The sequence below is a fragment of the Streptomyces doebereineriae genome (genome assembly GCF_031845645.1).
Taxonomy (GTDB): domain Bacteria; phylum Actinomycetota; class Actinomycetes; order Streptomycetales; family Streptomycetaceae; genus Streptomyces; species Streptomyces canus.
In genome coordinates this window covers 250,666-261,442 of record NZ_JAVREZ010000009.1, presented here as the reverse complement: position 1 = coordinate 261,442, position 10,777 = coordinate 250,666, and the positions used below count along the sequence as shown (strand labels likewise).

The following is a 10,777-nucleotide window of genomic DNA, read 5'->3' as shown; positions in this document are numbered from 1 at the left end:
TCAGAGCAGCCCGGCCCCGGCCAGGAATTCGCCCACCCGCGCCACCTCCGCCTCCGACAACGGCACCTGTGGCTCCGCCGTCGCCGGGCAGTCGATCACGCCCCGTAGATACAGGGCCGCCTTGAAGGCGCCGAGCGCCGACGACGATGCGCCCATGCGGGCCCGGTCGCCCACGCCCACCATGCCGAACAGGGCGCACAGCCGCTCCTGTTCGGCGCGGGCCGCCTCCCGGTCCCCCGCGCGGAACAGGCGGTCGAGGCGGACGTATCCCTCGGGGTCGACGTTGGCGAGACCGGGCACCGCCCCGTCCGCGCCGACGGCGAGGGCCGCGTCGACGATGAGTTCGGAGCCGGTCAGGGCACTGAACCCGGTGATGCCGGGGTGGGCGCGGGCACCGGAGACGACCGTGCGGAAGCCGGCGAGGTCTCCGCTGGAGTCCTTGAGTCCGGCCAGGACGCCCTCGGCGGCCAGGTCCAGGACCACGTCCGCGGGGAGCTTGGTGTGGACACCGCTCGGCAGGTCGTACGCGATGACCGGCACCGGGCTGCCTGCCGCGACCAGCCGGTAGTGGCGGGCGATCTCCACCGGGTGGGTACTGGCGTAGAACGGGGCGGTGACGACCACCGCGTCGGCGCCCGCCGCCGTCACCGCCCGCACATGGTCCAGGACCCGGGCCGTCGTCATGTCGATCACCCCGGCCAGCACGGGCAGCCGGCCCCCGACATGCCCGGCCACCGTCTCCACCACCAGCCTGCGCTGGGCGTCCGTCAGGAAGGCCGCCTCGGACGACGTACCGAGCACGAACAGCCCCTGCACCCCGCCCGCGACCAGATGGTCGACGAGCCTGAGCAGCGAGGGGACGTCCACCTCGCGGTCCGGTGTCAGGGGCGTGCAGACGGGCGGGACGACACCGGTCAGCGGGGCGGGAAGGGTCATCGGGGCTCCTCGGGATCGGCCGTCCGCTGATCCTCCCGTACAGGGGGCGCCGACCCCTGTACGGCGCCCCCTGTCCCGAGCTGTCTCGCTACTGCACCTGCTGGTACGTCTTGTCCTTGTCGGAGTCGTAGATCAGCTTGCCGCCCTTGTCGTAGCCCTTGATGTGCGGGTTCCTGGTGACCTGCTGGGTCAGGGTGCCGGAGGCGACGAACCAGCCGTGGTCGAGGACCGCCTCGCCGCCGACGCCGCCGTAGGAGACGGTCACCTTGGCCACCGTCGGATCCACCGTGCCGACGAAGCCCCAGCTGAACGGAAGTTTCCAGTTGCCCTTGTCCATGAACGACTGCTGGTAGAGCTTGTTGCTGCTCATGTCGGGCAGCACCGGCGGGGAGTCCGGCTGCCGGTCGCTGCCACTGCTGATGTTGTACCCGGAGGCTTCGCCGCCCTTGATGTTGCAGATCAGCCGGATCTCCTTCGGCTTCTCCTGCACGGCGACCACGAAGATGCCGTCACCGGGCGAGTTGAGGTCGCCGGTGCTGTTGACCGCCAGGATGATCCGGTAGTCGTCGGCCTTGCCCGGGTCCTCGCCGTGGGAACCCTGGGCGATGTTCTGCCGTTGCAGCGCGAGGCACTTGTCCAGCCCCTCCACGGCCTGCTCCAGCGTGATCCCGTCCCGGAGCTGCCCCGCCGTGGCCGGTCCCGAGGGTCCACTGGGCGTTGGGGAGGGGGTGGGAGTGGGTGTCGGTGTGGCGCTCGCGGACGCCGTGGGTGTCGTCGCCGTGTCGGCCGTCCCCGTGCCCCCGCCGCCCGCCGCGAACGCCCCCACCGGCACCGCGGCCAGGGTCGCCAGGACCGCCCCGGCCACCGCCACCCGGCGGCGCCGCTCGACCACGCCCTGGCGGCGGATCTGCGGATAGGGCACCGGCGACGGCCGGATCGTGTACGCGTCCTCGGAGAGCAGCTCCCGCAGTTGCTCCTCGAAGTCCCGCTCCTCTTCGCTCATTTCGTGCCTCCCTGCGGGGCGCGGTCCATGACCTGCGCGAGCCCCGGATACGTACGCAACTTCGCCAGCCCCTTGGACGCCTGGCTCTTGACCGTGCCGGGGGAGCAGCCGAGCACTTCGGCGACCTCCGCCTCCGACAGGTCCTCCCAGTACCGCATCACGACCACCGCCCGCTGCCGGGGCGGCAGCCCGGCCAACGCGCCCAACAGCACCCCGCGCTCCTCGACCCGCGCCACGGCCTCGTCCCGCCCTGCCCGCTCCGGCGGCACGTCGGTCAGCGACTCCTTCACGCGCCGCTTGCGGAAGCGGTCACTGTTGCAGGTGACGAGCATCCGCCGGACGTACGCCTCCGGGTTGTCGCTGCCCGACACGCGCCGCCAGGAGCGGTACGCCTTCGCCAGCGCCGTCTGCGTCAGGTCCTCGGCGTGATGGGCGTCGCCGGTGAGCAGATAGGCGGTCCGCACGAGGTGCGACCATCTGGCTCTGACGAATTCCTGGAACCGATCCTCTTGTTCGGCCTGCATCAAGCACCCTCCCTCGCCCACCAGACCACGCTCGGGGCGGATTCGGTTGCCCGGGCGTCGATGACGGGTTCGAATGGGGTCATGAACGGGTGGGACGAACAGGATCCTGGTGTCCTCCGGCTGCCGTCCGGACGCCTGGTGCGGGGCCGGGGCCTGCGGCACGCCCTGGACCCCGACGCGCCGAGACCGTCGTACGGAATCTATCTGCTCGGCGACAGCCCGCCGGAGGTTCCCTGGACCTCCCACTGGCTCCGCTGGCCGGACTTCCGCCTGCCGACGGACCGGGAGGAGTGCCGCACGGTACTGCAGGATGCGTGGCGGCGGACCGCCGAGGAACGGGTCGAGATCGCCTGCGGAGGCGGCCGCGGCCGCACCGGAACGGCCCTGGCCTGCCTGGCGGTTCTGGACGGCGTGCCCCCGGAGAGGGCGGTGGCCTACGTCCGGGAGCACTACGACCGACGGGCGGTGGAGACGCCGTGGCAGCGCCGGTACGTCAGGCGGTTCCGGCCGGTCGGGTGAGGATGTCGGCGACCGCCCGCGCCGCGTCGGCGACCAGCGCGTCGTCGCGTACGGCGTCCGGCTCGGGCATCGTCGACAGCACGGCCAGGACGATCGGGTCGCCGTCGTCGGTCCAGGTGACGCCCACGTCGTTGGCGGTGCCGTAGGAGCCGCTGCCCGTCTTGTCGGCGATCGTCCACGTCTTCGGCAGTCCTGCGTGGAAGCGGTCCACGCTGGTCGTGTTGCTCAGCAGCCAGTGCGTGAACAGCTCACGGTCCCGGCGGTTCAGCGCGTCGCCGAGGACCAGCCGGCCGTAGGTGCGACCGATGGCGTACGGGCTCGTCGTGTCCGTGCGCCGCCACGGCTCGGCGGTGTTGAGCTCGGGCTCCCAGCGGTCGAGGCGGGTCACCCGGTCGCCGAGGGAGCGGGCGAAGCGGGTGATGGCGGTGGGGCCGCCGAGTTCGCGCAGGAGGAGGTTGCCGGCCGTGTTGTCGCTGAAGGTGATGGCCACCTCGGCGAGCTCGGCGATCGTCATGCCCTCCGCGAGATGCGCGGCCGTCTGGTCCGAGCCCGGCATCACCAGGTCGTCCTCGGTGTAGTGGATGCGGCGGGCGAGGACCTCGCCGTCGCGGTCCAGGTCGCGCAGGACGGCGGCGGCCGCGAGGGCCTTGAACACGGAGCACATCGGGAAGCGCTCGCCGGCGCGGAAGCTGACGGACCGCTTGGTGGCGAGGTGGTGGGCGAAGACGCCGAGCCGGGCGCCGTACCGCTCTTCCAGCGCGCGCAGACGGGCGGTGACGTCGTCGGCAGCATACGCGGTCGTGCCGGTCAGAAGGGTGGCCGTACCGGCGGCCAGGAGGGCGCGGCGGGACAGTTTTCCGGAGCCTAAGATCTTTCTCTCCTTCGCTCGGGGACAGAAGCCGATCTTTTCGGTTCTCCCAGTGATCGACGTCGACGGTCATCCCTTGGTTGCACCTCCGTAGACCATCGGCGGACGGACAGACCCCTCCGCGGCCGACACAGTGGCGGCATGGAGAAGACAACGGGGATCAACCGGGCACAGTTTCTCGCCGGGGCCGCTGCCGTGGGGGCCGCGGCGCTCCTGCCCGCGGGACGGGCCGACGCGAAGGGACGACGGCACGGACTCACACGCCACGGCGTCGTCTACACCCTCGGCGAGGGCGAGACCCCCGCCACCGCCTGGAACGCCGCCCGCATGCGCGCCGACGTCCGCGCCATCCGCGACGACCTGCACGCCGACACCCTCGACGTCACCGGCGACGGCGTCGAACGCCTCACCGCCACCGCCGCCGAGGCCGCCGAACGCGGGCTGCACGTCTGGCTGCAGCCGACCCTCGGGGACGTCCCGCGGCGGGACATCCTCGACCACCTCGCCGAGTGCGGCCGGTTCGCGGAGCGGCTGCGCCGGCAGGGCGCCAGCGTCGAGCTCAGCGTGGGCTGCGAGTTCTGGCTGTTCGTGCCGGGGATCCTGCCGGGGGACACGGTCCTGGAGCGCGTCGAGAACCGGATGAAGGGCAACTTCGACCCGGTGCGGATGCAGCGCGAGCTGGACCGCTTCACCGCGAAGGCGGCCGAGGTGGGCCGCTCGGTCTTCCACGGCCGCCTCAGTTACGCCGCCGCCCAGGACGACAAGGTCGACTGGAACCTGTTCGACGTGGTCGGCATCGACTACTACTCCTACTTCCGTCAACCACGGGATTACGTGAGGGAGTTGCGGCAGTACCTGCGCTGGGGCAAGCCGGTCGCCATCACCGAGTTCGGCACCTGCACCTTCGTGGGCGCCCCCGAGGCGGGCGGTATGGGCTGGAACATCGTCGACTACGACAAGAACCCGCCGGAGATCAGAGGAGACGTCGTCCGCAGCGAGCACACCCAGGCCGTCCATCTCACCCAACTCCTCGATGTCTTCGAGTCGATGGGCCTCTACGCGGCGATGGCCTTCGAGTTCCTCACCGCCGACGCCCCCCACCGCCCCGACGACCCCCGCCACGACCTCGACATGGCGAGCTACGGCATCGCCAAGGCGGTCGAGGACCGCCCCGACGACCCGCGTTCGGACTGGCACTGGGAACCGAAGGAGGCGTTCCACGCGCTGGCCCGCCGGTACGGAAGGTGCACTCACTCGCAGTAGAGGTCCGCGGCCGGCCGCTTGCCCGTGGCCAGGAAGCGGGACACGGTCGCGTCCCCGCAGGCGGTGCCGTTGTCGAGGTAGGCGTCATGGCCGGTGGAGTCGTTGGTGACCATGACGGCTCGCCGGCCGAGCGCCTCGCGGAGCTTGAGGGCACCGCTGAGCGGGGTGGCCACGTCCCGTTCGTTCTGCACCATCAGGACGTTGGAGGGACCGCGGTCGGTGACGCGCACCGGCGCCTCCTTCGGCTCCCACGGCCAGGCGGCGCAGGGCATCGCGTTCCTCGGCATGCCCCCGGTCAGCGGGTACTTCGCGCGGCTCTCGGCCACGCCCTTGCGGTAGACCGCCGGGTCGCTCGGCCAGTCGGCGTCGTTGCAGATGGTGGCGGCGGCGACCGCGGTGACGTTCTGGAGGACGGCCTCGGGCGGTCCCGCCGGCGCGGGCGGCACGGTGCCCTGCTGCGCGGCGCGGATCAGCCGGGCCAGGGCCGGGTAGTCCTCGGGGTCGTAGAAGGAGTCGAGCATCGACTGGCGCAGGACGTTGCCGTTCAGCTCCGCCGGGTTGGCGCCCGGCCAGGGGATCGGCTCCCGGTCGAGGCGGGCGGCGAGGCCCAGGAAGAGCGGGCGCACCTCGGCGGCCGTGTCGGCGAGGCGGTCCGGATTGCCGGGAGCGGAGGCCCACTTGGCGAACTCCGGGAAGTTGTCCTCGGCGCCCCGCTCGAACGCGGCGAGCCACGCGCGTTCCGCGAGGACGGGGTCCGGGTGATCGTTGCTGTCCAGGACCACGCGGTCGGTGCGCTGCGGGAACAACTGGAGGTAGGCGGCGCCGACATAGGTGCCGTAGGACACGCCCCACGCGGACACCTTGCGCTCACCGAGCGCGGCGCGCACGCGGTCGAGGTCGCGGGCCTCGTTGAGGGTGCTGATGTGCCGGATGAGCTCGCCGCCGTTGCGCGCGCAGGCGTCGGCCATACGCTTCCCCGCGGCCATGTTCGCGTCGACGGATCCGTCCGGGGCGGGCCAGGGCAGCAGGGTCGTCCGGGCCAGGTCCCCCTGTTCGAGCCCGCAGTCGACGGCCGTCGAGGGCGCCATCCCGCGCGGCGCGAACCCGATCAGGTCATAGGCGTCCCGCACGGACTGCGGCAGCTTCTGCCCCTTCTCGGACGGGTCGTTCATGCTGTCACCGCCGGGTCCGCCGGGGATCAGCAGCAGCGCACCGCGCCGGGCGTCCGGGTTCTCGCTGCGGATACGGGAGACGGCGATCTCGATCTGCGGGCCGTCCGGGTCGGCGTAGTCCATGGGCACGGAGACGGTCGCGCACCGCTGACGCGGATCGAGACCGCTGCCCTCGCACTTGGTCCACTTCAGCGCCTGGGCGCCGGAGGAGGCGGAGGCGGACAGCGGGGTCAGGACGCCGAAGACGACACCCGAGGCGGCGGCGATCAGGGCGAGGCTTTTCGTCATCTGCTTCATGGCAGGAGCCTCGCGGATCAAGCGCCACGGCCCCATCCGGTCAACTGCCCGATTCCCAGGGGGGTTTACCCCCCTCAGTGCCCTCGGGTCCACCCGCCCCCGGGGTGTTCGGAGAATGGCCGAAGTGGCGGTGGGGGTGTTTGTGCCGGTTCGGATAGCCTCGGAGTCCCCGACGACGGAGGCGAGGCAGTGGTGGCGGCCAGTGTGGTGGTGATCGGCGCCGGGGTCTCGGGGCTCACCACGGCGGTGTGTCTGGCGGAGGCCGGCCTGGACGTCCGGGTGGACACCGACCGGCTCCCCGGCGCGACGACCTCGGCGGCCGCGGGCGCGATGTGGGACCCGTATCTGGTCGAGCCGCGCGACCTGGTCGACGTCTGGAGTCGGCGGACGCTGGCGGAGCTGACCGCGCTGAGCACGGACCCGGACACCGGAATCCGCCTCATGGAGGGCACGCACGAGTCCCGGATCCCCTGCGACATGCCGGCCTGGGGCAGCGTGGTCGGCGCACTCCCGTGCCCACCGGAGGACCTCCGCGACGGCTATGTCACCGGCTGGCGCTACCGGGCGCCGCTCGTCGACATGCCCCGCTATCTGGACCATCTCGTACGACGGCTGGAGCGAGCCGGCGGATCCTTGCGACAGCGCCGCTACGACACCCTCGGCGAGGCGCTCCGGGAGGCACCGGTGGTCGTCAACTGCGCGGGCGCGGAAGCCCGGTTCCTCGCGGACGACCCGGCGGTGGACGCGGTGCGGGGGCAGCTCGTCGTGGTCGAGAACCCCGGCATCCGGGCCTTCTTCTGCGACGACACCCCCGGCGCGGAGGACCTCACCTACATCTACCCGCACGCCGACGCGGTCGTCCTGGGCGGCACGGCCGAGCCGGGAAGCTGGGAACTGCGGCCCGACGAGGCGGCGACCCGGGAGATCGTGCGGCGCTGTACCGCCGTGGAGCCGTCGCTCGCCGACGCCCGGGTGATCGGGCAGCGGGTGGGCCTGCGACCGGTCCGCACCGGCGTCCGGCTCGCGCAGGAGCGGCGGGGCGACCGGCTGCTCGTGCACAACTACGGCCACGGCGGAGCCGGGTTGACCCTGTCCTGGGGCTGTGCCCGCGAGGTCGTGGACCGCGTCCGGACCACGGCGGGGTCTACGACCTGACCCTGATCCGCCACTGCCGCCGCTCCGCGACGTCCGCCTCCGCGCCCCGGCGGAAGAGATACAGCCAGGTCCGTGCCGTCAGCGTGGCGATCAGGGCGATGCTCCACGGCCAGCTCGTCGTGTCCGCCGCCACCAGCGCCGCACCGATCGCCGGCGACGCGGCCGTGAACACCTTCAGGGCGAGTTCGGTACGGCTGCCGCGGAACCGGTGGGCGATCGAGAACTCCGACCGCTCGTACCAGCCGATGGCGAGGCTCAGGACGACGGCCAGCATCATGGTGGTCCAGGGATCGCCACTGGCCTGCGCGTAGGTGACGGGCAGCGAGATCACGAAGGGGAGGACACCGCCGTACTCGGACAGGACGTTCCCCCACTTCATGATCCTGCCGAACGAGTTGGCGCGGATCCGCGCGAGTTCGCCGGACGCGCTCGCGTAGACGATCAGGGAGAGCACGGTGGCGAAGGTCGCCCCGATGAGCAGCAGCCGTACGTCGTCGGGGAACCGGGTCGAGGAGAAGGCGAAGCCCAGCAAAAAGGTGATGGCGGCGAGGATCGAACCGGAGAAGGCGATACCGGCCGCGGCCTCTCCGGACTGGAGGGCGGCGGGGTCGTCCTTCTCGAACCGGGCGATCTCGAAGGCGGGTTCACCACCGAGGGTGACCAGGGCGGTCACCGCGTGGTCGGAGGGCGCGAGGGACTCGGCGAGCTGCTCCCGCGCGGAGACGGGTACGAGGTGGCGGGCCTCGGGATCGATGTACTCCACGCGGGACTTGTACTGGTAGTGGACGGGGAGTCCGCTCAGGCGCATCACCCTGGTTCCTATGAACCCGGACGCCAACAGGAGCCGGGTGAGCGTGAGTTGCTCCGTCCTGGCGATCGCGGACATCAGGGGCGGCTCGTCGTCCGACGCACCGAGGAAGTGCCGCAGCATCTCGGCCAGGAGCTGTGCGGCCACACCCTGCCGACGTGCCTCCGCCCGCACGGCGACGACCATCAGCCGCGCATGCCCCGGCGAGGGCCTCTCGGCGACGACGCAGCCCACCGGCACTCCGTCGGACACGGCCACGCGCACGAGGTCGCCGGCCACGGCCTCGGCGAGGAGTGCCGGTGAGGGGATGTCCTGCGGCTCACAGGTGTCGGTCAGCAGGGAGCGCAGGCCGGCCAGATCGGCAGGGCGGGCCGCACGGACGGTCCACTCGCGCATCGTCTGAAGTCCTCCGCCGCCGATCGGCTCAGGGCGAGGGACGCCTCCGGCGACAGCGCGGCACCCCGGAGCAGATCGTAAGCTCGGCTCGCGGGCGTCCTCCACCATAATCACGGACACCGACGACCACGGTTCTCGCGTAGGCGAGAATGGGCTCATGAGTCTGTTCCGCTACGACGGCATCGCGCCGCGCACCCAGTGTGGAGGCGCGCGATGAGTCTCTTCCGGGACGACGGGGTCGTGCTGCGGACGCAGAAGCTGGGGGAAGCGGACCGGATCATCACGCTGCTCACGCGCGGGCACGGGCGGGTGCGGGCCGTGGCCAGGGGGGTGCGCCGGACCAAGTCGAAGTTCGGGGCGCGGCTGGAGCCCTTCTCACATGTCGACGTGCAGTTCTTCTCGCGGGGGAGCGAGCTGGTGGGGCGCGGGCTGCCGCTGTGCACGCAGAGCGAGACCATCGCTCCGTACGGTGGCGGGATCGTCTCCGACTACGCCCGGTACACCGCCGGGACGGCCATGCTGGAGACCGCCGAACGGTTCACCGACCACGAGGGCGAGCCGGCGGTGCAGCAGTACCTGCTGCTCGTCGGAGCCCTGCGCACCCTCGCCCGGGGCGAGCACGCGCCCCACCTCGTGCTCGACGCGTTCCTGCTGCGCTCTCTCGCCGTCAACGGCTACGCGCCCAGCTTCAGCGACTGCGCGAAGTGCGGAATGACCGGGCCGAACCGGTTCTTCTCCGTGGCCGCCGGAGGCTCGGTCTGCGTGGACTGCCGGGTGCCCGGCAGCGTCGTACCGTCGCCGCAGACCCTGGAACTCCTCGCCGCGCTTCTTACGGGAGACTGGGAGACCGCGGACGCGAGTGAGCCGCGGTACGTCCGGGAGGGCAGCGGGCTGGTGTCCGCCTACCTGCACTGGCATCTGGAACGCGGGCTCAGATCCCTGCGTTACGTAGAGAAGCAACCCTGAGAGGGAGACGAGAACCACCATGGTCGTACGCGGGATCCTCGGTCGTCAGCGCCGTGAGTACAAGGCGCCCGAGCCGCACCCGTCCGGCGCCCGCGCGCCGAAGCTCCCCGGTGAGCTGATCCCCGAGCATGTGGCGATCGTCATGGACGGGAACGGCCGGTGGGCCAAGGAGCGCGGCCTGCCCAGGACGGAAGGGCACAAGGTCGGCGCCGAGCGGGTGCTGGACGTGCTCCAGGGGTCGATCGAGATGGGTGTGCGCAACATCTCCCTCTACGCCTTCTCCACCGAGAACTGGAAGCGCTCGCCCGACGAGGTCCGCTTCCTCATGAACTTCAACCGTGACTTCATCCGCAAGACGCGTGATCAGCTCGACGAGCTCGGCGTCCGGGTGCGCTGGGTGGGGCGGATGCCCAAGCTGTGGAAGTCCGTCGCCAAGGAGCTCCAGGTCGCCCAGGAGCAGACCAAGGGCAACGACAAACTGACGCTGTACTTCTGCATGAACTACGGCGGCCGGGCCGAGATCGCCGATGCCGCGCAGGCCCTCGCCGAGGACGTGAAGGCGGGCCGCCTCGACCCGTCCAAGGTCAACGAGAAGACCCTCGCGAAGTACCTGTACTACCCGGACATGCCCGACGTGGACCTCTTCCTGCGGCCCAGCGGTGAACAGCGCACCTCCAACTACCTGCTCTGGCAGAGCGCGTACGCCGAGATGGTGTTCCAGGACGTCCTGTGGCCCGACTTCGACCGCCGTGACCTGTGGCGGGCGTGTATGGAGTTCGCCTCCCGGGACCGGCGCTTCGGCGGAGCCGTCCCGAACGAGGAGCTGCTCGCCATGGAGGAAGCGATGAAGGGCGAGCCGGAGGACTGACC

At 71.4% G+C, this 10,777-nt stretch carries 11 protein-coding genes; 5 read left to right on the top strand and 6 right to left on the bottom strand.

Annotated features, from left to right (window positions below; all coding sequences use genetic code 11):
• The 3 genes from RNB18_RS26395 to RNB18_RS26385 all read right to left on the bottom strand — a co-directional run bounded on the left by RNB18_RS26395 (position 1) and on the right by RNB18_RS26385 (position 2,463).
• Entirely contained in the window at positions 1 to 936 is a 936-nt protein-coding gene (locus RNB18_RS26395) for a dihydrodipicolinate synthase family protein (RefSeq protein ID WP_311716602.1), read from the bottom strand.
• An 88-nt stretch (positions 937 to 1,024) separates the two neighbouring features.
• Positions 1,025 to 1,939 carry a hypothetical protein gene (locus RNB18_RS26390; protein ID WP_311716601.1) on the bottom strand — a complete coding sequence of 305 codons (915 nt, stop codon included), beginning with the start codon at positions 1,937 to 1,939 and terminating at the stop codon, positions 1,025 to 1,027.
• Positions 1,936 to 2,463 (bottom strand): SigE family RNA polymerase sigma factor, encoded by a 528-nt coding sequence (locus tag RNB18_RS26385; protein ID WP_311716600.1) that lies wholly within the window; start codon positions 2,461 to 2,463, stop codon positions 1,936 to 1,938. Before RNB18_RS26385 ends, RNB18_RS26390 begins: the two co-directional genes overlap by 4 nt.
• 81 nt (positions 2,464 to 2,544) lie before the next feature.
• Here RNB18_RS26385 and RNB18_RS26380 point away from each other — a divergent pair, with 81 nt between their 5' ends.
• Positions 2,545 to 2,982: a protein-tyrosine phosphatase family protein gene (locus RNB18_RS26380; protein WP_311716599.1), complete on the top strand. Its 438-nt coding sequence runs from the start codon at positions 2,545 to 2,547 to the stop codon at positions 2,980 to 2,982.
• Here the strand turns inward: RNB18_RS26380 and bla are convergent.
• Positions 2,957 to 3,853 (bottom strand): class A beta-lactamase, encoded by an 897-nt coding sequence (bla, locus tag RNB18_RS26375; protein ID WP_394817671.1) that lies wholly within the window; start codon positions 3,851 to 3,853, stop codon positions 2,957 to 2,959. The two genes, RNB18_RS26380 and bla, sit on opposite strands and share 26 nt — an antisense overlap.
• A 138-nt stretch (positions 3,854 to 3,991) precedes the next feature.
• On the opposite strand from bla, the gene RNB18_RS26370 reads away from it, so the two are divergent.
• The gene (locus tag RNB18_RS26370) at positions 3,992 to 5,113 is read left to right on the top strand and encodes an abortive phage infection protein (protein WP_311716598.1); all 1,122 of its coding nucleotides are present in this window, start codon (positions 3,992 to 3,994) and stop codon (positions 5,111 to 5,113) included.
• On the opposite strand, the gene RNB18_RS26365 is transcribed toward RNB18_RS26370, so the two are convergent.
• Complete coding sequence (locus RNB18_RS26365; RefSeq protein ID WP_311716597.1) at positions 5,101 to 6,582, bottom strand: alpha/beta hydrolase; 1,482 nt, start codon at positions 6,580 to 6,582, stop codon at positions 5,101 to 5,103. The two genes, RNB18_RS26370 and RNB18_RS26365, sit on opposite strands and share 13 nt — an antisense overlap.
• Before the next feature lie 189 nt (positions 6,583 to 6,771).
• Here RNB18_RS26365 and RNB18_RS26360 point away from each other — a divergent pair, with 189 nt between their 5' ends.
• Positions 6,772 to 7,737: an FAD-dependent oxidoreductase gene (locus RNB18_RS26360; RefSeq protein WP_311716596.1), complete on the top strand. Its 966-nt coding sequence runs from the start codon at positions 6,772 to 6,774 to the stop codon at positions 7,735 to 7,737.
• On the opposite strand, the gene RNB18_RS26355 is transcribed toward RNB18_RS26360, so the two are convergent.
• Positions 7,727 to 8,941: a GNAT family N-acetyltransferase gene (locus tag RNB18_RS26355; protein WP_311716595.1), complete on the bottom strand. Its 1,215-nt coding sequence runs from the start codon at positions 8,939 to 8,941 to the stop codon at positions 7,727 to 7,729. The two genes, RNB18_RS26360 and RNB18_RS26355, sit on opposite strands and share 11 nt — an antisense overlap.
• Positions 8,942 to 9,154: 213 nt before the next feature.
• On the opposite strand from RNB18_RS26355, the gene recO reads away from it, so the two are divergent.
• Both recO and RNB18_RS26345 read left to right on the top strand, forming a co-directional pair.
• Positions 9,155 to 9,907 carry a DNA repair protein RecO gene (gene recO / locus RNB18_RS26350; RefSeq protein ID WP_266523220.1) on the top strand — a complete coding sequence of 251 codons (753 nt, stop codon included), beginning with the start codon at positions 9,155 to 9,157 and terminating at the stop codon, positions 9,905 to 9,907.
• A gap of 19 nt (positions 9,908 to 9,926) precedes the next feature.
• Positions 9,927 to 10,775: an isoprenyl transferase gene (locus tag RNB18_RS26345; protein WP_311716594.1), complete on the top strand. Its 849-nt coding sequence runs from the start codon at positions 9,927 to 9,929 to the stop codon at positions 10,773 to 10,775.
• Positions 10,776 to 10,777: the final 2 nt, after the last annotated feature.